This is a genomic window from Mycolicibacterium duvalii, from assembly GCF_010726645.1.
GTDB classification, from domain to species: Bacteria; Actinomycetota; Actinomycetes; order Mycobacteriales; family Mycobacteriaceae; genus Mycobacterium; species Mycobacterium duvalii.
This window is the reverse complement of record NZ_AP022563.1, coordinates 1548398-1573515: the sequence shown is the minus strand read 5'-3', so window position 1 is coordinate 1573515 and position 25118 is coordinate 1548398. Positions and strand designations below refer to the sequence as shown.

Genomic DNA, 25118 nt, shown 5'->3' with positions numbered 1-25118 from the left:
ATCATCAGGTCATGCCCGCCGAGCCGGGGCAGCAGCTGCCGCCCGCCGCCAGTCCGCGTCACCGGATACGACGCTGGCTGACCGAACGCGGCCCGCGTCAATGGTGGACGGCGGCACTGGTGGTCACCCTCGCCGTGGCCGCGTTGTTCGGCGGCCTGGACCGCGTCGAGACCGACGTGACACTCTTCGCGCCGGGTGAGGAGTTCAGTGACGGCCAGTACACCGTCACCGTGCACCGGGCCCGGCTGGTCCCCGAGTTGCAGACCGCGGGTTTCACCCAGGCGCCTGAGAAACCCGGCCGGCGCTACCTGGGGGTGGTGGTGACTCTGCGCAACGACGGCACGGTCTCCGGGCGCATCGATCGGGAGCTGGTTCTGCGCGGGGTCGCGAACGCCGAGTTCGTCGGCGTCGCACGCTTACTCGACGGCTCACGGGCGATCACCCTGGGCCCGGGGCTTGAAGAAGAGCTCGCGTATGTGTGGGAACTTCCGGAAGGTCAGCTGGTGCCGGGTGACTCGGTCACCGTGCGAGTGTCGCGTAAATCGTTGCGGGAGGGCATGGTGATCTACGGCGAGCACTACATCGACAGCGATGAATACGGTCAGGTCGTCGTTGAGGTGGCGGGTCCGCGATGACGGCGCGGTCGAAGCGGCGCACGGTGCTGCATGCGCTGACCACCGCGGCGGTGATCGCCGCTGCCGCGGCGCTGTGGCACAACCTGCCCGCACCTTCGGAGGTGTACCGACCGTTCGATGTCCGCGGTGGCGTCGGAGAGCAGGTCAGCGGACGGTTGTTCGACGTGACGGTGACCGGGATACGGGTCGGGCAACAGGTGCAGGCGCCGCGTCGTCCGGTGATCACCGCGTTGGGTCGATGGATCCTCGTTGACGCAGAGTTGCTGGCAACCCGTCAGGAAGTGCTGCCGAGCGTCGAACTGCTCGTCGGCCCCGCCGCCTATCTGCCGTCGGACCGATTCCAGTTCGTCCAGCTGGGCAAGGCGCTGTCGCCGTTGATCACGCAGCACGGATCCTGGGCGTTCGACGTCGACCCCGAACTGCTCAATCCCTCGACGCACATGGCTCTGCGAGTCTGGTCGGGTGACAGTCGCCTCGACTCCAGGCTGGTGGTCGACATCCCGTTCGCCGATGCCGTGCTCGAAGCGGACCCGCTGATTCTGCCGCCCACCCGGGAGAGCGCGTGAGACGGGGCTTGAAGCTGTGGCAGCGTAACGTCATCGGCGCGGCGGTTACGGCTGCGGCGCTGGTCGCCGTGGTGGTCACCGACCTGGAGCCGCAGTGGTCGGAGTACCGGGCCACGGTGCGTCCGGGCACCGAGGCGGGCCCGGGGCAGAGCGTCACCGTCGACGGCCAGACCTGGACCGTCGGTGGGGTGCGACATCTCGGCCGCCGGGTCAAGCCACCGGGTTCCACGCTGCCCGCAGGCACCGTCGTGACGGTGGTGACCCTGCAGCGCAGCGGTCCTCCCGGACCGGAGCTGGGCTGCTTCGGGGTGCTCACGGACGGCAGACACCGGTGGCGGGGCCAGTCCGTCTCTGCCTTCGGGGTGAAGCCCGCCGACGGTGCGGGGTCGCTGTGCACCGCGCCAGGCCCGGTGGAATGGGCCTTCGTGATCCCCGCCGACATCGCGCCCACCGCCGTCGATGTCACGACAACGGGGGGCTCGATCGTGCTTCGGTTACAGCTGTAGCAGAAGGGATCCGGTGCAGGCAGTACCCCAGCGTCACCGCGATCAGACAGATCCGGAGCGGCTCGACGATCAGGTGGACGAGAAGTTCGAGCGTCGGCAGGGCGGCGTACCAGAACTGTTGGGACTGCGGGCCGATCAGCCACGCCATTCCTCGAAGCAGGTACCCCGAGCCCAGTTGCGGTCGGTAGAAACTGCCCGCCATGTCCAACCAGGCCAGGCCGAGGTAGGCCAACACGTACAGTGACAACGCGAAGATGCCGCCGTGCAGCAAGATTCGTCCGGAGTCCACGATTGGCTTGAACCTGCCCAAGCGCGAATCCAGGTAGCCGCGGGCGTCACTGCGCCACGTGGTCGGCAGGCGTTGCCACCGCGACTGCACCCGCTTCCGCGTCTGCGCGTGCCGTGACATCACCACCCGCGCCCGCTCCCCGGCGACCCGCTGGGCCAGGGCCCGCCAGTCCTGACTGGCCGACACCCCGTAGACGATGCCGGCCACCGCCAACCAGATCAGCGGTACGGCAGCACCGCCGAAGACCGTCTTCACCGCCCATGTACCGGTGTCCCACACCGTCTCCAACGGGGCGAAATAGGCGAAAAGAGATTCACGGGTATGGCTGAACCACACGACGATTCGGCGCTCGGCCAGCCAGCCGGCAGGGTTCAGTAGCAGGCTCAGACCCTGGTTGACCGAGAATGTCAAAGCCAGGAAGACCCACAGCGCGTCGACGTAAATGCGGACGGCAACAAACCAGCCCGGCAACTTCTCGCTGTACCGGCTCAGCACGAAGCGCGCGACCAACGCGATGCCGATCACCACCCAGGTCGTCGTGCTGACCGGCAGGTTCTCCGGATCGATCTCCGGTTGACCGGGGTTGGTGATCGAGTCGGCCATCCGATAGTCCAGAGCCTGGACCTCGAATGCCAGCCAGTCCTCCCGGAACATCTGCCACGCCAGGTAGATGGCGAAGAACGGCAGGATCACCGAAGAGAACAGGTCCACGCTGCGCGCCGACCGGTGCGGCAGTGCCGCGATGCCGGGGATGGCGGGTCGAAGCACGAAGAACATCGCGACGTAGGAGCCCAGCCGGGCGATGCCGGCCAGCGGCATGATCAGCGACGCCCACAAGTCGTTGTCCCAGCCGGCCCACGCCGCAAGCCAGATCGCACCGTTGCGCCCGAGCAGCCCGAGCAGGTAGCAGGCGGCCAGCTGCGGCCAATAGCGCAGGAACAGCACGAACGGTCGCACCAGCCAACTCATTCGGCATCCTCGGCGAGTGCCAGCCACGTCTCTTCCAGGGAGTCCTTTTTGTCAAGCAGCTCGGTGAGTTCGGCGTTGAGTTCGCCGGCCCGGACATGGTCCGCCGCAGCGTGGGCCATCGACTCGTGCAGTGCGGCGATGCGGTCGTCCAGCTTGCCCAGCTGGCTCTCGATGCGCGACAACTCCTTTCCGGTACGCCGGTCGCGGGCCGCTGCCGATTCGGCCCGGGGCTCGCTGCGGGCGGGGTCCGGTCGGGCCGCAGCGGCCCGGTCGGCCAGATACTGCTCGACCCCGCCGGGCAACAGGTCACAGCGTCCACCGCCGGTCAGCGCATAGGTCACGTCACTGACGCGCTCGAGGAAGTAACGGTCGTGGCTGACCACGAGCAGGGTGCCGGGCCAGCCGTCGAGATAGTCCTCGATGACGGTCAGCGTGTCGATGTCGAGGTCGTTGGTGGGCTCGTCGAGAAGGAGCACGTTGGGTTCGTCGAGCAGCAGGCGCAGGAACTGCAGGCGACGCCGCTCCCCGCCGGAGAGTTCGGAGACGCGGGTGACCAGCTTGTCGCCGACGAATCCGAAGTCCTTGAGCAGAGTCTCGGCGCTGATCTCTCGGCCACCGGCGAGTTCGGTGATCCGGCGGCGGTCCTCGACCGCGTCGATCACCCGCTGCGATTCGTCGAGTTCCCGCACCGCCTGGCTGAGATAACCGATGCGCAGCGTCACGCCGCGTTTGACCGTGCCCGAGACCGGTTCGAGCTCACCCAGAAGCAGCCGCAGCACCGAGGTCTTGCCGGTGCCGTTGACCCCGACCAGCCCGATCCGGGCACCCGGTCCGATCGACCAGTCGATGCCGTCGAGCACCACCCGCGGGGGCTCGCCGACCTCCAGTCGGACCCGGTGCAGATCGAACACGTCCTTGCCCAGCCGGGCCGAGGCGAACCGCTGCAGCACAAGCGAATCGCGCGGCGGCGGCTCGTCGGCGATCAGGTCGTTGGCGGCCTGGATGCGAAACTTGGGTTTGGAGGTCCGTGCCGGGGGTCCGCGCCGGAGCCAGGCCAACTCCTTGCGCATGAGGTTCTTTCGGCGTGCTTCGGTGCCGGCCGCCATGCGCATCCGTTCGGCACGCGCGAGCACGTAGGCGGCGTAGCCGCCGTCGTAGGAGTCGACGGTGCCGTCGTGCACCTCCCAGGTCTTGGTGCACACGGCGTCGAGGAACCACCGGTCATGGCTGACCACGACCAGTGCCCGGGCCGGGCGGGCGGTCAGTTGCCCGGCCAGCCAGCCGATCACCTCCACGTCGAGGTGGTTGGTCGGTTCGTCGAGGATCACCACGTCATGAGCGGCGATCAGCACCTCGGCCAGCGCGACGCGACGACGTTCGCCACCCGAGAGCGTGGAGACCGGCGCATCCAGATCCACGCCGGCCAGGAGATGCTCGACGACAGACCGGGTCTGGGCATCGGCTGCCCAGACGTGGTCGGGGCGGCCACCGACGATCACCGACCGCACGGTCGCGCCGGCCTCGAAATCGTCGGCCTGGCGCAGGTAACCGACCGACAGATCCGAGGTGTGCGTCACCCGTCCGGAATCGGGAACCAGAGTCCCTGTCAGCACTTTCAGAAGCGTCGATTTTCCGTCACCGTTGCGGCCGACGACACCGATCGCGTCGCCCTCCTCAACCCCGAGGCTGACACCATCGAGCAAGGTGCGAGTGCCGTAGGCGACAGTCGCTCGTTCGGTGTTGATGAGGTTTGCCATCAGCGCCCGATGATAGGCCGGGGCTGTGCCATGATGGCGACGGCAGGTGGGGTGACGACGGTCAAGGGAGCGCACGTTGGTGGACCTCTCGGCGATTACCGGGCCGGTGGGCCGACTGGTGGCCACGGCGCAGAACGGTCTGGAGGTGCTGCGCTACGGCGGCCTCGAGACCGGGGCCGTGCCGTCGCCGTTCCAGATCATCGAGAGCGTGCCGATGTACCGGCTGCGGCGCTACTTCCCGCCCGACTCCCGGCCCGGAGCCAAGCCCGCCGGCCCGCCGGTCCTGATGGTGCACCCGATGATGATGTCGGCCGACATGTGGGACGTCACCCGCGAGGACGGCGCCGTCGGCATCCTGCACCGCGCCGGTATCGACCCGTGGGTGATCGACTTCGGATCGCCCGACAAGATGGAAGGCGGCATGCAACGCACGCTTGCCGACCACATCGTGGCGTTGAGCGCAGCCATCGACACGGTCAAGACCGTCACCGGCCGCGACATCCATCTCGCCGGCTATTCGCAGGGCGGCATGTTCACCTACCAGACGGCGGCGTATCGCCGGACCAAGGACATCGCCAGCATCGTGGCGTTCGGGGCGCCGGTGGACACGCTGGCGGCGCTGCCGATGAATCTGCCGGCCACCTTGGCACCGGCAGCCGCCGACTTCATGGCCGATCACGTCTTCAGCCGCATCGACATCCCGGGGTGGCTGGCCCGCACCGGCTTCCAGATGCTCGACCCGATCAAGACGGCGCAGTCGCGGATCGACTTCCTGCGCCAGCTGCACGACCGGGAGGCATTGCTGCCGAGGGAACAACAGCGCAAGTTCCTGGCGTCGGAGGGCTGGATCGCGTGGTCGGGTCCGGCGATCTCCGAACTGCTCAAGCAGTTCATCGCGCACAACCGCATGATGACAGGCGGCTTCTCCATCCACGGTGACCTGGTCACGTTGTCCGACATCGACTGTCCGGTGCTGGCGGTGATCGGTGAAGTCGACGACATCGGACAGCCCGCGTCGGTGCGCGGCATCAAGCGCGCCGCGCCGAAGGCCGACGTTTACGAGTTCCTCATTCGGGCAGGACATTTCGGCTTGGTCGTGGGTTCCAAGGCGTCCGACCAGACGTGGCCGACCGTCGCCGACTGGGTGCGCTGGCTCGACGGCGGCGGCTCGATGCCCGACGGGGTGTCGCCGATGGCCCTGCAGCCCACCGAGGCCAGTGAGAGCGGGGTGACGCTGACCTCGCGGCTGGCCCACAGCACCGCCGCCGCCACGGAGATGGCCTTCAGCCTCGCGCGTTCGGCCGCCGACGCCCTGGTCTCGGCAAACCGCTCCGCGCGCACGCTGGCCGTCGAGACCGCGCGTACCCTGCCGCGCCTGGCGCGCCTCGGACAGGTCAACGACCACACCCGAATCTCGCTGGGCCGCATCATGAGTGAGCAGGCTCGTGATTTTCCGCAGGGCGAGGCGCTGCTGTTCGACGGCCGGGTGCACACCTACGAGGCGGTCGACCGCCGGGTCAACAACGTCGTGCGCGGTCTGATCGAGGTCGGGGTTCGACAGGGCGCTCGGGTCGGAGTGCTGATGGATACCCGACCGAGTGCGCTGGTCGCGATCGCTGCACTGTCGCGCCTCGGCGCCGTGGCGGTGATGTTGCCGCCCGACGCCGACCTGGCCGCCGCGGTCGAGTTGGCCGCGGTCTCCGAGGTCATCGCGGACCCGAGCAGCCTCGATGCGGCCCGCCGCCTCGAGATGCGGGTGCTCGTGCTCGGCGGCGGCGAATCCCGGGACCTGCACGTCCCGGCCGATGCCGACGTCATCGACATGGAGCGGATCGATCCCGACCGGGTTGAACTGCCCGGCTGGTACCGGCCCAACCCCGGGCTGGCGCGGGACCTGGCCTTTGTGGCGTTCAGCACGGTCAGCGGCCAGCTGGTGGCCCGCCAGATCACCAACTTCCGCTGGGCGCTGTCGGCCTTCGGCACCGCGTCGGCGGCCAACCTCAGCCGCAGCGACACCGTGTACTGCCTGACGCCGCTGCACCACCAGTCCGGTCTGTTGGTCAGCCTGGGCGGGGCGGTGGTCGGCGGTGCCCGTATCGCCCTGTCGCGGGAGTTGCGCCCGGACCGTTTCGTCCAGGAGATCCGCCAGTACGGGGTGACGGTCGTGTCCTACACCTGGGCGATGCTGCGGGAGGTCATCGACGACCCGGCGTTCTCCCTGACCGGCAACCACCCCGTGCGGTTGTTCATCGGCTCGGGGATGCCGACCGGGCTGTGGAAGCGCGTCGTCGAGGTGTTCGAACCCGCCAACGTGGTGGAGTTCTTCGCCACCACCGACGGTCAGGCCGTGCTGGCCAACGTCAAGGGCGCCAAGATCGGCAGCAAGGGCCGTCCGCTGCCGGGCGGCGGCGAGATCGCGCTGGCCGCCTACGACCCGGAAGAGGATCTGATCCTCGAAGACGAGCAGGGGTTCGTCCGTCGGGCTGACACCAACGAGGTCGGGGTACTCCTGGCGCGTCCGCGCGGCCCGGTGGACCCGCTGGCCTCGGTCAAGCGCGGCGTCTTCGCCCCGGCCGACACCTGGGTGTCCACCGAGTACCTGTTCCGGCGCGACGAAGACGGCGATTACTGGCTGGTCGACAATCGCGCCGCGGTCATCCACACCGAGCGCGGACCGGTGTTCGCCGCCACCGTCAACGACGCCGCCGGCCGGCTCGGTGCGGTCGACATGGCCGTCACCTACGGCGTCGAGGTCGACGGCGAGACGATCGCGGTCACCGCACTGGCGTTGCATCCGGGCGGAAGCGTGCCCTCGGCCGATCTCAGTGAAGCGTTGGCCGATCTCCCGGTCGGCGAAGCGCCTGATCTGGTGCACGTGGTCAATGACATGACACTGACCGCGACCTACCGCCCCCTGGCGGGCCCGCTGCAGCAGCAGGGCATCCCGAAGGCGTCGCGTAACGCCTGGTACCGCGACCCCGATAGCACTCGGTACAAGCGTTTGACAGCTGCCGTGCGGAACGAGATCGCCGGCAATCGGTCGTGATGCCGGTGCCCGGACACGCTGTTAGGCTCGCGCTGTCCGACTAGGAGGGGTTGATGTCTTCTCAGAGCAGGCGCCGCGCCGCGGCGGTCGCGGTGGCCGCAGCAGCGCTGGCGGGAGCCCTGTCGGTGCCCACCGCGGCAGCGCAGCCGGCCCAACCCACCCAGCCGGCGCAGCCGGGCCAGCCGACCGCGCCGTCGGGTCAGCAGGACGCCCCGGTCCGGGTCAATCCCGATCGACTGTTGATGACGATCTCGCAGGAGTACCAGACCGGCGCCGGCGGGGGCCAGGTCTCCAAGCTCATCGATCAGGCGATGACCCTGCGCATGCAGGGCTTCCGGCCGTCGATGGCCAATGCGCAGGCGCTGGCGGCCGCGCTGGACAAGCGCCCCAACCAGACGCCGTTGATCGAGGCGTTGCGCGCGACCGTGGCCTATCAACGCAAGCTGCAGTTGCAGAGCGCCAACACCCCGGCCCAGCAGCCGGGGCCGCAGGGTCCGGTCGGACCGCAGACACCGGGTGCGCCGGCGATGCCGGGGTGGGTTCCGGAGAGCCCGATGCAGCAGGATTCGCAGATCTTCCCGATGCCGGGCCGCAGTTGAGCAGCACCACGCTCGACGAGAAACTCCTGGCCATCCTGGTCTGCCCGCAGGACCGCGGGCCGCTGATGTTCGTCGACGACTGCCTGTACAACCCGCGCCTGCACCGCAAGTACCGCATCGAGGACGGGATCCCGGTGCTGTTGGTCGACGAAGCGGTCGGCGTCGACGACGACGAGCACCGTCGGCTGATCGCCGCGGCCGACGACCCGTCCTGACCCCGGTGGTCGACGCGTCCCTGCGCACCGTTCCCGACGGCAAGGTCGACGTCACCGCGCCGGTGACCATCGACGGGCTCAGCCATATCGACCCCGCCGACCCGGCGATGCCGATGTACCGGGTGATCGCCAACAACCGCCGACCGGTCGCATTGCGCGACCTGATGATCGCGCCGGTGCGGTCGGGCTATATCGGCGACGGCGGTCAACCGGACCCGGCCCTGGTTCCGCCCAGCGGTGCCGAGGCGGTACCCGACGTGGCGGTCGAGCAGGTGTACCTGCCGGTGCGCGACGGGGTAGCCCGCTGCCAGTTGTACCGGCCCTCGGATTCGGTCGACCGGCGGCTGCCGGTCATCGTCTACTACCACGGCGGCGGATTCACCGTCGGCTCGTCCGAGGACTGCGACTTCCTGGCCCGCAAGCTCGCCGTCACCAACAACGCCCTGGTGGTGTCGGCCAACTACCGGTCCGCCCCTGAGTTCATGTTCCCGGTGCCCTTCGACGACGCCGTCGACGTCTACGCGTGGGTGGTGGATCACGGCGCCGACATCGACGCCGACACCGCCCGGGTGGTCGTCGCGGGGGACTCCGCGGGCTCCAACTTCGCCGCCGCACTGCCGTTGCGGGCCCGCGACGAGGGCCTGCGGATCCCCGACGCGGTCGTCATGCTCGGCGCATTCGCGGACTTTCACTTCGAACGGTGGCCCTCGTTCCTCGCACTGGCACCGCGCGGCGTCGTCTACGACATGGCCTTCGCCGGTTTCATCCGCGGCGCCTACGTCGGGACGACGGCATGGGACCACCCGTGGGTGAGCCCCATCGAAGGTGCGCTGGACGGCTACCCGCTCGCCGTCGTGGTAGCGGGCACGCACGATCCGATCGTCGATTCGGCGCGGGCGTTCGCCGAGCGCATCCGCCAGGCCGGCGGCCGAGCCGTCGGTTATTTCCCCGACGGGATGCCACACGGCTTCTACTTCTTCCCCGGAGTCCATCCCGAAGAGGACGTCGCCTACCGCGTCGTCGCCGAAGCCCTGGCCGGCGTACTCCGCAGCTGACATGTCGGCCGAAGCACTCGCGGTCGACCCGCTCACCGCAGCACGGCTGCTGCTGGGGTCGACACTGATCGGACGCGGCGTCGACGCCGTGATCGTCGAGGTCGAGGCCTACGGCGGTCCGGCCGACGGACCGTGGCCAGACGCAGCGGCTCACTCGTATCGGGGGCCGGGCCTGCGCAATGCGGTGATGTTCGGCCCGCCGGGACGGCTCTACACCTACCGCAGCCACGGAATCCACGTGTGCGCCAACGTGGCGTGCGCCTCCGACGGCGTGGCCGCGGCCGTGTTGCTGCGCGCCGCGGTCGTCAGGGAGGGCGTAACCGTCGCCCGTCGTCGGCGCGGCGAGCACCTCACCGAGAAGGCCCTGGCCCGTGGACCGGGCAATCTCTGCTCGGCGCTGGGCATCACCATGGAGGACAACGGTGTCGAGCTCTTCGATCCGGGCTCACCGGTCCGGCTCGCACTCAACGAGCTGCGGGTCGGAGACGCCGGGCCACGGGTCGGGGTGAGCAAGGCCGCCGACCGCCCGTGGCGGATGTGGCTGCCCGGTCATCCCGAGGTATCGGCCTACCGACGCAGTCCACGGGCACCGGCTCCGGGGCTCAGTGACTGATGCGGGAAGATCGACGCTGTGGGTAGCAGCATCCTCGACGATCTGGAATGGCGTGGGCTGGTCGCCCAATCCACTGACCGCGACGCGCTCGGACAGGCGTTGGCCGGCGGACCGGTGACCGTGTACTCGGGATTCGACCCGACGGCGCCGAGTCTGCACGCCGGTCACCTGATCCCACTGCTCACGCTGCGCCGGTTCCAGCAGGCGGGGCACCGGCCGATCGTGCTCGCCGGCGGCGCCACCGGGATGATCGGCGATCCTCGCGACGTGGGGGAGCGCACGTTGCAGACCGCCGACACCGTCGCCGAGTGGGCCGACCGGATCCGGGGCCAGCTCGAACGGTTCGTGGAGTTCGACGGGTCTGCGACCGGAGCGGTCATCGCCGACAACCTGACCTGGACCTCGGAGTTGTCGGCGATCGAATTCCTGCGTGACGTCGGCAAGCACTTCTCGGTCAACGTGATGCTCGATCGCGACACGGTGCGACGCCGGCTGGACGGGGAGGGCATCTCCTACACGGAGTTCAGTTACATGCTGTTGCAGGCCAACGACTTCGTCGAGCTGCACCAGCGCTACGGGTGCACACTTCAGGTCGGCGGCTCCGACCAGTGGGGCAACATCATCGCCGGCGTGCGACTGGTCCGGCAGAAGTGCAGCGAGACCGTGCACGCGCTGACCACCCCGCTGGTGACGGACTCCGAGGGGCGCAAGTTCGGCAAGTCCACCGGCGGCGGCAGCCTCTGGCTGGACCCGGACATGACCAGCCCCTATGCGTGGTACCAGTACTTCATCAACACCGCTGATGCCGATGTCATCCGCTACCTGAGGTGGTTCACCTTCCTGGGAGCCCACGAGCTCAGCGAGCTCGAAGAGGCGACCGCGGAGCGACCGCACGAACGGGCCGCGCAACGTCGGTTGGCGAGGGAGTTGACGACCTTGGTGCACGGGGAGTCGGCGACGGCGTCGGTGGAGCACGCCAGCCAGGCGCTGTTCGGGCGCGGCGAGCTGACCCAGCTCGATGAGCCGACTCTGGCTGCGGCGCTGCGCGAGGCGGCGGTCGCCCGCCTCGAACCCGGCGGGGCGGACTCGATCATCGACCTGTTGGTCTCGACCGGTCTTTCGGCGAGCAAGGGAGCGGCCCGGCGCACCCTCGCGGAGGGGGGTGTGTCGGTGAACAACGTCAAAATCACCACCGACGACTGGGTCCCGGGTGCGGGTGATTTTCTGCACGGGAAGTGGTTGGTGCTGCGTCGCGGCAAACGCAACGTCGCCGGTGTGGAGCGAGTCCCATGAGCTGCACCCGGGAACAACGGTGCGCGCTCCCGCGTTGAGGGATTCAGAGTCGAAGCTCTGAGCTGTCGAGGCACTGAGTGGTACGCCCGTCCGAGAACCGTCGAAATGGCCCTCTAGCAGGCGATTTGACTCGGAGTTTCCACTGACGTAACTTATTCCAGGTCGCCGCGACACGGGCCCAGCCCGGGGAGCGCGGCAGACTCCCAGAGGGAAATCCACTGAGGTGGGTTCCTGATCGTCCGCACGACCTGCAGCGGCTTAATCGCCGAGGGTTGGTTGCGCGGCCGAGCGGGTGTGTTGTTTGAGAACTCAATAGTGTGTTTGGTGGTTTTTGTTTGTTGTTGTTTTTTGCCGTGCTTCTTTTTCCCGTTTAGGGGTGCGGTTTTTTTTGATGCCAGTTTTGGTGTCTTTTGTTTGGTCAAATTTGTTCTGAACGTTTTTGTTTGGAGAGTTTGATCCTGGCTCAGGACGAACGCTGGCGGCGTGCTTAACACATGCAAGTCGAACGGAAAGGCCCTTCGGGGTACTCGAGTGGCGAACGGGTGAGTAACACGTGGGTGATCTGCCCTGCACTTTGGGATAAGCCTGGGAAACTGGGTCTAATACCGAATACACCCTGCTGGTCGCATGGCCTGGTGGGGGAAAGCTTTTGCGGTGTGGGATGGGCCCGCGGCCTATCAGCTTGTTGGTGGGGTGATGGCCTACCAAGGCGACGACGGGTAGCCGGCCTGAGAGGGTGACCGGCCACACTGGGACTGAGATACGGCCCAGACTCCTACGGGAGGCAGCAGTGGGGAATATTGCACAATGGGCGCAAGCCTGATGCAGCGACGCCGCGTGGGGGATGACGGCCTTCGGGTTGTAAACCCCTTTCGCCAGGGACGAAGAGAGATTGACGGTACCTGGAGAAGAAGGACCGGCCAACTACGTGCCAGCAGCCGCGGTAATACGTAGGGTCCGAGCGTTGTCCGGAATTACTGGGCGTAAAGAGCTCGTAGGTGGTTTGTCGCGTTGTTCGTGAAAACTCACAGCTTAACTGTGGGCGTGCGGGCGATACGGGCAGACTGGAGTACTGCAGGGGAGACTGGAATTCCTGGTGTAGCGGTGGAATGCGCAGATATCAGGAGGAACACCGGTGGCGAAGGCGGGTCTCTGGGCAGTAACTGACGCTGAGGAGCGAAAGCGTGGGGAGCGAACAGGATTAGATACCCTGGTAGTCCACGCCGTAAACGGTGGGTACTAGGTGTGGGTTTCCTTCCTTGGGATCCGTGCCGTAGCTAACGCATTAAGTACCCCGCCTGGGGAGTACGGCCGCAAGGCTAAAACTCAAAGGAATTGACGGGGGCCCGCACAAGCGGCGGAGCATGTGGATTAATTCGATGCAACGCGAAGAACCTTACCTGGGTTTGACATGCACAGGACGCCGGCAGAGATGTCGGTTCCCTTGTGGCCTGTGTGCAGGTGGTGCATGGCTGTCGTCAGCTCGTGTCGTGAGATGTTGGGTTAAGTCCCGCAACGAGCGCAACCCTTGTCTCATGTTGCCAGCACGTTATGGTGGGGACTCGTGAGAGACTGCCGGGGTCAACTCGGAGGAAGGTGGGGATGACGTCAAGTCATCATGCCCCTTATGTCCAGGGCTTCACATGCTACAATGGCCGGTACAAAGGGCTGCGATGCCGTGAGGTGGAGCGAATCCTTTCAAAGCCGGTCTCAGTTCGGATCGGGGTCTGCAACTCGACCCCGTGAAGTCGGAGTCGCTAGTAATCGCAGATCAGCAACGCTGCGGTGAATACGTTCCCGGCCTTGTACACACCGCCCGTCACGTCATGAAAGTCGGTAACACCCGAAGCCGGTGGCCTAACCCTTGTGGGAGGGAGCCGTCGAAGGTGGGATCGGCGATTGGGACGAAGTCGTAACAAGGTAGCCGTACCGGAAGGTGCGGCTGGATCTCCTTTCTAAGGAGCACCACGAAAAGGGTTGAGACACTGGGTCTTACCCGAGCCGTGAGGAATCGGTGCGCTGTAGTGGCGCCTGGTTTGGTGCACAACAAACGTTGAGATGCGGTGTGGGAGACATCGTGTCGATGGAATCGCCGGACACACTATTGGGCTTTGAGACAACAAGCCCGTGCCCCTGTGGTTTGGGGGGTGGCTCCGCCGAGTGCGTGTGGGGTCGGAGTGTTGTTGCCCTGCTTTGGTGGTGGGGTGTGGTGTTTGATTTGTGGATAGTGGTTGCGAGCATCGAGACGCGGCGCAGGGTTTCTTGTGTCGTGTTTCGTGTAATGCAAATTTTTCTGATACTCGCATGCGTTCTGCTCTTTTGGGGGTGGGGTGTGTGCGGGTGACTCATTTTTTGGTTTTGTGTTGTAAGTGTTTAAGGGCGCATGGTGGATGCCTTGGCACTAGGAGCCGATGAAGGACGTGGGAGGCTGCGATATGCCTCGGGGGAGTTGCCAACCGAGCGTGGATCCGAGGATGTCCGAATGGGGAAACCCGGCACGAGTGATGTCGTGTCACCAGGCACTGAATGTATAGGTGTCTGGGGGAACGCGGGAAGTGAAACATCTCAGTACCCGTAGGAAGAGAAAACAACCGTGATTCCGTGAGTAGTGGCGAGCGAAAGCGGAGGATGGCTAAACCGTGTGCATGTGATACCCGGCGGGGGTTGTGTGTGCGGTGTTGTGGGGCGTTTCTTCTCTCATCCGCCGATGAGGGCGAAAGTGATAAACCGTTGGGTTAGTTGAAGTGGTCTGGGATGGCCTGCCGGAGAGGGTGAGAGCCCCGTCGACGAAAACTCAGCGGCTTTCGTGGAATGTTTTCCCCGAGTAGCAGCGGGCCCGTGGAATCTGCTGTGAATCTGCCGGGACCACCCGGTAAGCCTGAATACTTCCTAGTGACCGATAGCGGATTAGTACCGTGAGGGAATGGTGAAAAGTACCCCGGGAGGGGAGTGAAAGAGTACCTGAAACCGTGCGCTTACAATCCGTCAGAGCCCTCGACTTTGTTGTGGGGTGATGGCGTGCCTTTTGAAGAATGAGCCTGCGAGTCAGGGACATGTCGCGAGGTTAACCCGGGTGGGGTAGCCGCAGCGAAAGCGAGTCTGAATAGGGCGTATCCACACAACAGTGTGTGGTGTAGTGGTGTGTTCTGGACCCGAAGCGGAGTGATCTACCCATGGCCAGGGTGAAGCGCGGGTAAGACCGCGTGGAGGCCCGAACCCACTTAGGTTGAAGACTGAGGGGATGAGTTGTGGGTAGGGGTGAAAGGCCAATCAAACTCCGTGATAGCTGGTTCTCCCCGAAATGCATTTAGGTGCAGCGTCGCAGTGTTCGTGTCGGAGGTAGAGCTACTGGATGGCCGATGGGCCCTACTAGGTTACTGACGTCAGCCAAACTCCGAATGCCGACACGGTGTAATGCGGCAGTGAGACGGCGGGGGATAAGCTCCGTGCGTCGAGAGGGAAACAGCCCAGATCGCCGGCTAAGGCCCCTAAGCGTGTGCTAAGTGGAAAAGGATGTGCAGTCGCGAAGACAACCAGGAGGTTGGCTTAGAAGCAGCCACCCTTGAAAGAGTGCGTAATAGCTCACTGGTCAAGTGATTGTGCGCCGATAATGTAGCGGGGCTCAAGCACACCGCCGAAGCCGCGGCAGCACACCTTGTGTGTGCTGGGTAGGGGAGCGTCCTGCATCCGGTGAAGCAGCAGAGTGATCTAGCTGTGGAGGGTGTGGGAGTGAGAATGCAGGCATGAGTAGCGATAAGGCAAGTGAGAACCTTGCCCGCCGGAAGACCAAGGGTTCCTGGGCCAGGCCAGTCCGCCCAGGGTGAGTCGGGACCTAAGGCGAGGCCGACAGGCGTAGTCGATGGACAACGGGTTGATATTCCCGTACCCGTGTGTGGGCGCCCCTGACGAATCTGTTCTGCTAACCGCCCAAATGGCGGACCACCGGAGACTTTCGGGTCGATGGGGTTCGCCGGCTGCGCGGGACCCGGATGGGTAGTAGTCAAGCGATGGGGTGACGCAGGAAGGTAGCCGTACCAGTCAGTGGTAATACTGGGGTAAACCTGTAGGGAGAGATCTAGGTAAATCCGGATCTCGCATATCCTGAGAGGTGATGCATAGCCGATTGAGGCGAATTCGGTGATCCTATGCTGTCGAGAAAAGCCTCTAGCGAGCACACACACGGCCCGTACCCCAAACCAACACAGGTGGTCAGGTAGAGAATACCGAGGCGTACGAGTGAACTATGGTTAAGGAACTCGGCAAAATGCCCCCGTAACTTCGGGAGAAGGGGGACCCCCATACCGTCAACACCCTTGCGGTGGGCAGCGGGAGGGGGTGGCACAAACCAGTGAGAAGCGACTGTTTACTAAAACACAGGTCCGTGCGAAGTCGCAAGACGATGTATACGGACTGACGCCTGCCCGGTGCTGGAAGGTTAAGAGGACCCGTTAACCCCTCGGGGTGAAGCGGAGAATTTAAGCCCAGTAAACGGCGGTGGTAACTATAACCATCCTAAGGTAGCGAAATTCCTTGTCGGGTAAGTTCCGACCTGCACGAATGGCGTAACGACTTCTCAACTGTCTCAACCATAGACTCGGCGAAATTGCATTACGAGTAAAGATGCTCGTTACGCGCGGCAGGACGAAAAGACCCCGGGACCTTCACTACAACTTGGTATTGGTGCTCGATACGGTTTGTGTAGGATAGGTGGGAGACTGTGAAACTCACACGCCAGTGTGGGTGGAGTCGTTGTTGAAATACCACTCTGATCGTATTGGGCCTCTAACCTCGAACCGTCTATCCGGTTCAGGGACAGTGCCTGGCGGGTAGTTTAACTGGGGCGGTTGCCTCCTAAAAAGTAACGGAGGCGCCCAAAGGTTCCCTCAACCTGGACGGCAATCAGGTGTTGAGTGTAAGTGCACAAGGGAGCTTGACTGCGAGACGGACATGTCGAGCAGGGACGAAAGTCGGGACTAGTGATCCGGCACCTCTGAGTGGAAGGGGTGTCGCTCAACGGATAAAAGGTACCCCGGGGATAACAGGCTGATCTTCCCCAAGAGTCCATATCGACGGGATGGTTTGGCACCTCGATGTCGGCTCGTCGCATCCTGGGGCTGGAGCAGGTCCCAAGGGTTGGGCTGTTCGCCCATTAAAGCGGCACGCGAGCTGGGTTTAGAACGTCGTGAGACAGTTCGGTCTCTATCCGCCGCGCGCGTCAGAAGCTTGAGGAAACCTGTCCCTAGTACGAGAGGACCGGGACGGACGAACCTCTGGTACACCAGTTGTCCCACCAGGGGCACCGCTGGATAGCCACGTTCGGACAGGATAACCGCTGAAAGCATCTAAGCGGGAAACCTCTTCCAAGACCAGGCTTCTCACCCATTAAGTGGGATAAGGCCCCCCGCAGACCACGGGATCGATAGACCAGACCTACACACGCAGCAATGCGTTCAGGGAACTGGCACTAACCGGCCGAAAACTTACAACAAACACAACAAAACCTCGCAACCACACACCACCTCATCAAACACACCATCAGATTTGATGAACACACCCCACCACCAAAAACACAAAAATTTGATCACTGAAAAAAGTGAATAGAGTTACGGCGGTCCATAGCGGCAGGGAAACGCCCGGTCCCATCCCGAACCCGGAAGCTAAGCCTGCCAGCGCCGATGATACTGCCCACCCGGGCGGAAAAGTAGGACACCGCCGAACACACATTAGGAATCGCCCCCCACGTCATGTGGGGGGCGATTTCCCATTTCCGGGCCATTTCTCGGCAATTGTGAGCAGTTGGCGTAAGCCCGTATCCTTTCTGAGTGTCTCAAGACGATCAGCGGGGCCGAGGCGATCGGCAACCGCGCCGCGGCCCGGACTCCGGCCGGCCACGCCCGCGCGGGGGGCATCGGTCGGCGCCGCGATCCTCGGGCCCCAGCCGGGCGCGGGTGGCGCAGCCCCGGCCCGACACCGAAGAGTCCGCGGCAAAGGGCCCGCGTATCCCGGACGAGATCGAAGCCAGGCAACTGGCACCCGAAATACGCGGTGAGCTCACGACTTTGGACCGCGGTACCGCTGATGTGGTGGCCCGCCATCTGGTCGCCGCCGGGGAACTGCTCGAGGAGGATCCGCAGGCCGCACTGGCCCATGCGCAGGCGGCCCGCGCCCGCTCCGGTCGGATCGCCGCGGTCAGAGAAGCCGTGGGAATCGCCGCCTACCACTGCGGCGACTGGGCCCAGGCGCTGGCCGAATTCCGGGCTGCTCGCCGAATGGGCAGTCGCTCACCGCTGTTGGCGCTGATCGCGGACTGCGAACGCGGAATCGGCCGTCCCGAGCGGGCCATCGAGTTGGGGCGCAGCCCGGAAGCCGCTGCACTGAACGGTGATGACGCCGACGAGTTGAAGATCGTCATCGCCGGCGCCCGTTCGGATCTGGGTCAACATGAGGCGGCGCTCGCGGTGCTGGCCACCCCGGACCTGGACCCGTCTCGCACCGGCGAGACCGCCGCCCGCCTGTTCTACGCCTACGCCGACACGTTGCTGGCCCTGGGCCGCGCCGAAGAGGCGCTGCAATGGTTTCTGCGTGCGGCGGCGGCCGACCTCGAAGGAGTCACCGACGCCGAGGACCGGGTCACGGAGCTGTCCTGACGTGACTTCTCTTGCACAGCAGCACGATTGCCTGCTGCTGGACCTCGACGGCACCGTTTTCCGCGGCCACCAACCGACCCCGGGCGCGGTACAGACGCTGGCCGAGGTGGCGGGAAGGCTGCTCTACGTCACCAACAACGCCTCGCGCGGCGCCGCGCAGGTGGCCGAGCATCTGCGCGAGCTGGGTTTCACCGCCGCCCCCGACGACGTCGTCACCAGCGCGCAGAGTGCGGCGCGGCTGTTGGCCGAACAGTTGCCATCCGGTGCCCGGGTCCTCGTCGTCGGCACCGACGCGCTGGCCGAGGAAGTCCGGGCGGTGGGCCTGGCGCCGGTGCGGCAGTGGGCCGACGAGCCCTCCGCTGTCGTGCAGGGGCATTCGCCGACGACCGGTTGGCCCGAGCTGGCCGAGGCGGCGTTGGCGATCCGCAACGACGTGCTGTGGGTCGCCGCCAACGTCGACAAGACCCTGCCCTCCGAACGCGGGCTGCTGCCCGGCAACGGATCGATGGTGGCGGCGCTGCGCACAGCGACCGACCGCGAGCCCCAGGTCGCCGGGAAACCAGCCCCCGCGCTGATGGCGGATGCGCTGTCCCGGGGTGATTTCCGCGCCCCGCTGGTCGTCGGTGATCGTCTTGACACCGATATCGCCGGCGCGCGCGCCGCCGCGCTGCCCAGCCTGATGGTGCTGTGCGGTGTCCACACCGCCGCCGACGCGATCTGGGCCGAGCCCGGACAACGTCCCGACTTTCTGGCCGAGGATCTCCGGGCGATCACCGCCGATGCCGAGGCGCTGCGCATCGCAGCCCACCCCGCCTGGGACGTGGACGTCGACAACGACACGGTGACCGTCCGCGCCACCGGCGAGGCGAGCGCCGACTCTCTGGCGGTGGTCCGCGCCGTCGCCGCGGCCGTCTGGGCCGCCGACCTCGCGCCGCGTCGCGGGCAGCTGCGGGCCGGCGACGACACGACCCAACAGGCCATGGAGCGCTGGTCACTGCTGTAGGTCCGGCATGGGCTAGCGTGAGCACCGACATGAGTAACGATCCCGACCAGATCCGTGCCCAGGTCGCCGAGCTGCTCGGTGATCAGACCGAACCGTCGGTGTCCGAACTCGATGATGTGGCCGCCCGGCTGGAGCAGGCCCACGACGTGCTGGTCCGGGCGCTGGAATCGGTCGAGAAGGGCTGATCCGCGTGACGCGGCGCGCACGTGTGGACGCCGAGTTGGTCCGGCGGGGGCTGGCCCGCTCGCGGCAGCAGGCGGCAGAACTGATCGGCGCGGGGCGTGTGAGCATCGACGGCATGCCCGCGGCCAAACCGTCGACCGCGATCACGGTGGACGCCCGTCTGACGGTCGCCGCCGGTGAGACCAGCTGGGTTTCGCGAGGCGCACACAAACTCATCGGTGCGCTCGACGTTTTCGGCATCGCGGTCGCCGAACGCCGCTGCCTGGACGCGGGAGCGTCGACCGGCGGCTTCACCGAGGTGCTGCTCGACCGCGGCGCCCGCGAAGTCGTCGCGGTCGACGTCGGTTACGGACAGCTGGCGTGGTCGGTGCGCACCGATCCCCGGGTGGTGGTCATGGAGCGCACCAATGTCCGCGAGCTCACCAGCGAGGCCATCGGCGGCCCGGTCGACCTGATCGTCGCCGATCTGTCGTTCATCTCACTGTCCACCGTGCTCCCGGCGCTGACTTCCTGCGCGTCGCCGGGCGCCGATATCGTTCCCATGGTGAAGCCGCAGTTCGAGGTGGGCCGGGACCGCGTCGGGGCCGGCGGGGTGGTCACCGATCCGCCGGTCCGTGCCGACGCAGTGGGCGCGGTGGCCCGCCGCGCCGAGGAACTCGGCTGGCATACCGTCGCAGCGACGGCCAGCCCGCTGCCCGGCCCCGCCGGCAACGTCGAGTACTTCCTGCACCTGCGGACCGACACCGGCGGCGCGCTGGCCGGTGACGCGCTGGACGCCGAGATCCGCCGAGCTGTCGAGGAGGGGCCGCAGTGAGCGCCCAACGCACCATCCTGCTGGTGGTCCACACCGGGCGCGACGACGCGACCGATGTGGCCCGTCGCGTCAAAAAGGTGCTCAGCGACCACGGGATCGCGCTGCGCGTGCTCTCCGCAGAGGCCGTCGACCGGGGGCCGGTACCGCTGTCGCCCGACGACACGCGCATGCTGGGGCCCGGCATCGAGGTCGTCGACGCCGACCAGAACGCCGCCGCCGGCTGTGAACTGGTGCTGGTGCTCGGCGGCGACGGAACGTTCCTGCGCGCCGCCGAATTGGCCCGCAACGCCGAGATCCCGGTGCTGGGCGTCAACCTCGGCCGCATCGGCTTCCTGGCCGAGGCCGAAGCCGACTCCATCGACACCGTGCTCGACCATGTCATCAAGCGTGACTACGTCGTCGAAGAGCGGATGACGCTCGACGTGGCGGTGCGCGCCGAAGGCCGGGTGCTGGCGCGGGGGTGGGCGCTCAACGAGGCCAGCTTGGAGAAGGCACCCCGCCTGGGGGTGATGGGCGTGGTCCTCGAGGTCGACGGACGTCCGGTGTCCAAATTCGGCTGCGACGGTGTGCTGGTCTCCACGCCGACGGGGTCCACGGCGTATGCGTTCTCCGCCGGCGGTCCGGTGCTGTGGCCGGATCTCGAAGCCATCATCGTCGTGCCCAACAACGCCCACGCGCTGTTCGCCCGGCCCATGGTCACCAGCCCGAACGCGCACATCGCGGTCGAGGTCGAATCCGGCGGCCACGACGCCGTGGTGTTTTGCGACGGTCGGCGGGAGATGGTGGTGCCCGCCGGCGGCCGCGTCGAGGTGACACGCTGCGCCACACCGTTGAAGTGGGTGCGCCTCGACAGTGCGCCGTTCACCGACCGCTTGGTGCGCAAGTTCCGGTTGCCGGTCAAAGGGTGGCGCGGACAGTAGTGCTAGCTGAGATTCGTATCGAGTCGCTGGGCGCCATCAGCGCCGCGACCGCGGAGTTCGACCGGGGCCTGACCGTGCTCACCGGCGAGACCGGGGCCGGCAAGACCATGGTGGTGACCGGGCTGCACCTGCTCGGCGGGGCGCGCGCGGACGCCACCAAGGTCCGGTCCGGGGCCCAGCGCGCCGTGGTGGAGGGCCGTTTCGACACCGCCGACCTCGGCGAGGCCGTGACCGGTCGCATCGACGACCTGCTCGACTCCTCGGGCGCCGAACGCGACGACGACGGCAGCGTCATCGCCGCCCGCTCGGTCACCCGCGACGGCCCGTCGCGGGCCTACCTCGGCGGCCGCAGCGTGCCGGCGAAATCATTGAGCGAGTTCACCGGCGAACTGCTCACCCTGCACGGACAGAACGACCAACTGCGCCTGATGCGGCCCGACCACCAGCGCGCGGCGCTGGACCACTACGCCGCGGTGCAGGCCCCGTTGGCCCGGTACCGGGCCGCGCGGGAGACGTGGTTGCAGGCCAAGCGGGACCTCGAGGACCGTCGCCGCCGCACCCGGGAACTGGCCCAGGAAGCCGACCGGTTGCAGTTCGCGCTCAACGAGATCGACGTGGTCGCACCGCGGCCCGGCGAGGACGTCGACCTGGTCGACGACATCCGCCGGCTCTCCGAGCTCGACGCGTTGCGCGACGCGGTGCAGACCGCGCGCTCGGCGTTGTCCGGCGACGGCGACATCAGCGCCGCCCCCGACGCCTTTGCCGTGCAGGCGGCGGCCAGCGCGGTCGGGCAGGCCCGCACCGTGCTGGAGGGCACCGACGACTCACAACTCAAGGCGCTGGCCGAGCAACTGGACTCCGCGCTGGCCGTGCTGGTCGACGTGTCCGGCGAGCTCGGCCGCTTCATCTCCGAATTGCCTACCGATGCCAGCACTTTGGAGACCAAGCTGGCGCGCCAAGCCGAGCTGCGGACGTTGACGCGCAAGTACGCCGCCGACATCGACGGTGTCCTGCAGTGGGCCGGTGAGGCGCGTGAGCAGCTCGGACAGCTCGACGTGTCCGAGGAGGCGCTGGGCAGTCTCGAGCGCCGCGTCGAGGAACTGCAGGCCAAGGTGGCGGCCGCGGCGCAGGACGTCAGCAAGGCCCGCGTCAAAGCCGCACGGGGGCTGTCGAAGGCCGTCACCGCCGAGTTGTCCGGCCTGGCGATGGCCGGCGCGGACTTCACCATCGCGGTGAGTCCACTGCTCGCGCGCGCGGACGACACCGCGCCGCTGCCGCTGCCGTCCGGTGACACCGTGCACGCCGGGCGCGACGGTGTCGACGCCGTCGAGTTCGGCTTCTCCGCCCACCGCGGCGCGGACATCCTGCCGCTGCACAAGAGCGCGTCCGGCGGTGAGCTGTCGCGGGTGATGCTCGCGCTGGAAGTGGTGCTGGCGGCGTCGACGGAGGGCACCACGATGGTCTTCGATGAGGTCGACGCCGGCGTCGGTGGACGCGCGGCGGTGCAGATCGGTCGCCGGCTGGCCCGCCTGGCGCGCACCCACCAGGTCATCGTCGTGACCCACCTGCCCCAGGTGGCCGCCTACGCCGACGTACATCTGGTGGTCGAGAGCGGACCCAAGTCGAGTCGGGTGGTGCGCCTGCAGGACGAGGACCGGGTGGCCGAATTGGCCCGCATGCTGGCCGGGCTCGGGGAGACCGACAGCGGGCGCGCGCACGCACGGGAACTGCTCGACGCGGCCCGATCGGACCGGGAGAGCACCGCCTGACCGTGTGACTGGTGTGAAAAGAATGAACTAATGGGGCTGGTGTTACGGCGCGCCTCCGCAAAAATTCGTACCGACTGATCAGAATCGCGGCATGAAGATGTCAGCGCTGCTCTCCCGTAACGCCAGCACACGGCCGGGTGTCACCGGCACTGCTCGAGTCGACCGCGACATCGACCGCTTGCTGCGGCGCGTCGGTCCGGGCGACATCGTCGTCATCGACGCGCTGGATCTGGACCGGATCACCGCTGACGCCCTCGTCGAGGCCAACGTCACCGCCGTCGTCAACGCGTCGTCGTCGATCTCCGGGCGCTACCCGAACCTGGGACCCGAGGTGTTGGTCGCCAACGGCATCATGCTCGTCGACGAGACCGGCCCCGAGGTCTTCAAGAAGGTCAAGGACGGCGCCCGCATCCGTCTGAACGAGGGCGGGGTGTACTCCGGGGACCGTCGGCTGGTGCTGGGCACCGAGCGCACCGATGCCGACATCCATGAGTTGATGCAGGAGGCCAAGAGCGGGCTGGTCGCGCATCTGGAGGCGTTTGCCGGCAACACCATCGAGTTCATCCGCAGCGAGAGCCCGCTGCTCATCGACGGCATCGGCATCCCCGACATCGACGTCGACCTGAACCGGCGCCACGTCGTCATCGTCGCCGAAGAGCCAAGCGCGGCAGCCGATCTCAAGGCGCTCAAACCGTTCATCAAGGAGTATCAGCCGGTCCTGGTCGGCGTCGGCACCGGCGCCGACGTGCTGCGCAAGGCCGGGTACCGGCCCGCGCTGATCGTCGGCGACCCCGACAAGATCAGCACCGAGGTGTTGCAGAGCGGCGCGCAGGTGGTGCTGCCGGCCGACGCCGACGGCCACGCCTCCGGCCTGGAGCGCATTCAGGATCTCGGTGTCGGAGCGATGACCTTCCCGGCGGCGGGCTCGGCGGCGGATCTGGCGCTGCTGCTGTGTGACCACCACGGCGCGTCGCTGATCGTCACCGTCGGCCACAGCGCCAGCATCGAGGAGTTCTTCGACCGCAGCCGGCAGCGCAGCAACCCGTCGACGTTCCTGACCCGGTTGAAGGTGGGGGAGAAGCTTGTCGACTCGAAAGCCGTTGCCACGCTGTACCGCAGCCGGGTCTCCGGTGGCGCGATCGCGCTGCTGGTGCTGGCGATGCTGATCGCGGTGATCGCGGCGCTGTGGGTGTCGCGCGCCGACGCGGCGGTACTGGAGTGGATCAGCGGCTATTGGAATCAGTTCCTGCTGTGGGCGCAGGGACTGGTCTCCTAGGAGGGCTCTGGTGATCTCGCTGCGCACGCACGCCATCTCGCTCGCCGCGGTCTTTCTGGCCCTGGCCATCGGCGTCGCTCTGGGTTCGGGTCTGCTGTCCAACACCGTGCTCTCGGGTTTGCAGGACGACAAGACCGAACTGCAGAACCAGATCGACACGCTGACCGACGAGCGCAATGCGCTCAACGAGAAGCTCAGTGCCGCAGCAGACTTCGATGCGCAAATGGCGCCCCGGATCCTGGCCGGCAACCTGCGGGACAAGTCGGTGGTGTTGTTCCGCACCCCCGACGCCGGGGACGACGACGTCGAGGCGTTGCAGCGCCTGATCGGGCAGGCCGGCGGCTCCGTCACCGGCACCATCGGCCTGACGTCGCAGTTCGTCGAGGCCCACGAGGCCGAGAAGCTGCTCTCGGTGGTGAACTCGCCCATCGTGCCCGCGGGCGCCCAGCTGAACACCGCCACCGTGGATCAGGGTTCCCAGGCCGGCGACCTGCTCGGGATCACCTTGCTGATCGACCCGGGCCCCGAGACGCGTCCGGTCGACGACGCCGCCCGAGAGACCGTGCTGACCACTCTGCGTGACACCGGCTTCATCACCTACGGCGCCGAGCGCATCGGAGCCGCGGACACCGCGCTGGTGGTGACCGGCGGCGCGCTCGGAGACGACGCCGGCAATCAGGGCGCCACCGTGGCCCGGTTCACCGGCGGCCTGGCCCGCCACGGTGCCGGAACGGTGCTGGCCGGCCGCGACGGCTCGGCCTCGGGGACCGCGGCCATCGCGGTGGCACGCTCCGACGCGGCGCTGAACAACGCGTTCAGCACCGTCGACGACATCGACCGGGAGTCCGGGCGGATCACCGCGGCGCTGGCGCTCGGTGACCTCGTCGCCGGAGGCGAGCCCGGGCAGTTCGGCATCGGGCACGGCGCCACCGCGGTGACGGTGCCCCAGTAACGACCCGAGCC

The 25118-nt window shown here is 66.8% G+C and carries 19 protein-coding genes and 3 rRNA genes; 20 read left to right on the top strand and 2 right to left on the bottom strand.

All coding sequences use genetic code 11. The features are described 5' to 3' along the window. Positions 1-11: 11 nt before the first annotated feature. From G6N31_RS07195 to G6N31_RS07185, 3 genes are read left to right on the top strand one after another with little or no spacing between them, the layout of a single operon-like run. Positions 12-635 carry a hypothetical protein gene (locus G6N31_RS07195; RefSeq protein ID WP_098005705.1) on the top strand — a complete coding sequence of 208 codons (624 nt, stop codon included), beginning with the start codon at positions 12-14 and terminating at the stop codon, positions 633-635. Further along, positions 632-1201, top strand: a complete 570-nt coding sequence (locus G6N31_RS07190; protein WP_098005703.1) for a hypothetical protein — start codon at positions 632-634, stop codon at positions 1199-1201. Before G6N31_RS07195 ends, G6N31_RS07190 begins: the two co-directional genes overlap by 4 nt. Next, positions 1198-1707, top strand: coding sequence for a hypothetical protein (locus G6N31_RS07185; RefSeq protein WP_098005701.1), 510 nt, complete (start codon positions 1198-1200; stop codon positions 1705-1707). Before G6N31_RS07190 ends, G6N31_RS07185 begins: the two co-directional genes overlap by 4 nt. On the opposite strand, the gene G6N31_RS07180 is transcribed toward G6N31_RS07185, so the two are convergent. Beyond that, complete coding sequence (locus G6N31_RS07180) at positions 1664-2965, bottom strand: hypothetical protein (RefSeq protein ID WP_098005699.1); 1302 nt, start codon at positions 2963-2965, stop codon at positions 1664-1666. The genes G6N31_RS07185 and G6N31_RS07180 overlap by 44 nt on opposite strands. After that, positions 2962-4722, bottom strand: coding sequence for an ABC-F family ATP-binding cassette domain-containing protein (locus G6N31_RS07175; RefSeq protein ID WP_098005697.1), 1761 nt, complete (start codon positions 4720-4722; stop codon positions 2962-2964). The genes G6N31_RS07180 and G6N31_RS07175 overlap by 4 nt, the downstream gene beginning before the upstream one ends. A gap of 79 nt (positions 4723-4801) precedes the next feature. On the opposite strand from G6N31_RS07175, the gene G6N31_RS07170 reads away from it, so the two are divergent. The 17 genes from G6N31_RS07170 (at position 4802) to G6N31_RS07095 (ending at position 25107) form a co-directional block, all read left to right on the top strand. Then, on the top strand, positions 4802-7768 hold the full coding sequence (locus tag G6N31_RS07170) for an acyl-CoA synthetase (RefSeq protein ID WP_098005695.1): 2967 nt from the start codon (positions 4802-4804) through the stop codon (positions 7766-7768). Positions 7769-7821: 53 nt separating this feature from the next. Beyond that, positions 7822-8367 (top strand): hypothetical protein, encoded by a 546-nt coding sequence (locus tag G6N31_RS07165; protein WP_098005693.1) that lies wholly within the window; start codon positions 7822-7824, stop codon positions 8365-8367. Next, positions 8364-8582, top strand: a complete 219-nt coding sequence (locus G6N31_RS07160) for a Trm112 family protein (protein WP_098005691.1) — start codon at positions 8364-8366, stop codon at positions 8580-8582. Before G6N31_RS07165 ends, G6N31_RS07160 begins: the two co-directional genes overlap by 4 nt. Positions 8583-8587: 5 nt before the next feature. Continuing rightward, complete coding sequence (locus G6N31_RS07155) at positions 8588-9637, top strand: alpha/beta hydrolase (RefSeq protein WP_098005689.1); 1050 nt, start codon at positions 8588-8590, stop codon at positions 9635-9637. A gap of 1 nt (position 9638) precedes the next feature. Next, a complete protein-coding gene (locus G6N31_RS07150) occupies positions 9639-10250 on the top strand; it encodes a DNA-3-methyladenine glycosylase (RefSeq protein ID WP_098005688.1) in 612 nt (203 codons plus the stop codon). Between the two features lie 18 nt (positions 10251-10268). Then, positions 10269-11543, top strand: coding sequence for a tyrosine--tRNA ligase (gene tyrS / locus G6N31_RS07145; RefSeq protein ID WP_098005686.1), 1275 nt, complete (start codon positions 10269-10271; stop codon positions 11541-11543). Between the two features lie 440 nt (positions 11544-11983). Next, a 16S ribosomal RNA gene (locus G6N31_RS07140) occupies positions 11984-13501 on the top strand. A gap of 405 nt (positions 13502-13906) precedes the next feature. Further along, positions 13907-17031, top strand: a 23S ribosomal RNA gene (locus G6N31_RS07135). A 116-nt stretch (positions 17032-17147) separates the two neighbouring features. Beyond that, positions 17148-17261: ribosomal RNA gene (gene rrf / locus G6N31_RS07130) — 5S ribosomal RNA — on the top strand. The 16S, 23S and 5S rRNA genes sit together here, the layout of an rRNA operon. A 104-nt stretch (positions 17262-17365) precedes the next feature. Then, complete coding sequence (locus G6N31_RS07125; RefSeq protein ID WP_098006177.1) at positions 17366-18190, top strand: tetratricopeptide repeat protein; 825 nt, start codon at positions 17366-17368, stop codon at positions 18188-18190. 1 nt (position 18191) lies between these two features. After that, complete coding sequence (locus tag G6N31_RS07120) at positions 18192-19193, top strand: HAD-IIA family hydrolase (protein WP_098006175.1); 1002 nt, start codon at positions 18192-18194, stop codon at positions 19191-19193. 29 nt (positions 19194-19222) lie between these two features. Continuing rightward, entirely contained in the window at positions 19223-19378 is a 156-nt protein-coding gene (locus G6N31_RS27000) for a hypothetical protein (RefSeq protein ID WP_098006173.1), read from the top strand. Positions 19379-19383: 5 nt separating this feature from the next. Beyond that, on the top strand, positions 19384-20190 hold the full coding sequence (locus tag G6N31_RS07115) for a TlyA family RNA methyltransferase (RefSeq protein ID WP_098006171.1): 807 nt from the start codon (positions 19384-19386) through the stop codon (positions 20188-20190). Beyond that, entirely contained in the window at positions 20187-21110 is a 924-nt protein-coding gene (locus tag G6N31_RS07110) for an NAD kinase (protein ID WP_098006169.1), read from the top strand. Before G6N31_RS07115 ends, G6N31_RS07110 begins: the two co-directional genes overlap by 4 nt. Beyond that, entirely contained in the window at positions 21110-22879 is a 1770-nt protein-coding gene (gene recN / locus G6N31_RS07105; protein WP_098006167.1) for a DNA repair protein RecN, read from the top strand. Before G6N31_RS07110 ends, recN begins: the two co-directional genes overlap by 1 nt. A gap of 91 nt (positions 22880-22970) precedes the next feature. Then, the gene (gene steA / locus G6N31_RS07100; RefSeq protein ID WP_098006165.1) at positions 22971-24155 is read left to right on the top strand and encodes a putative cytokinetic ring protein SteA; all 1185 of its coding nucleotides are present in this window, start codon (positions 22971-22973) and stop codon (positions 24153-24155) included. Positions 24156-24165: 10 nt separating this feature from the next. Beyond that, positions 24166-25107 (top strand): copper transporter, encoded by a 942-nt coding sequence (locus tag G6N31_RS07095; protein ID WP_098006163.1) that lies wholly within the window; start codon positions 24166-24168, stop codon positions 25105-25107. The last annotated feature ends 11 nt before the right edge of the window (positions 25108-25118 follow it).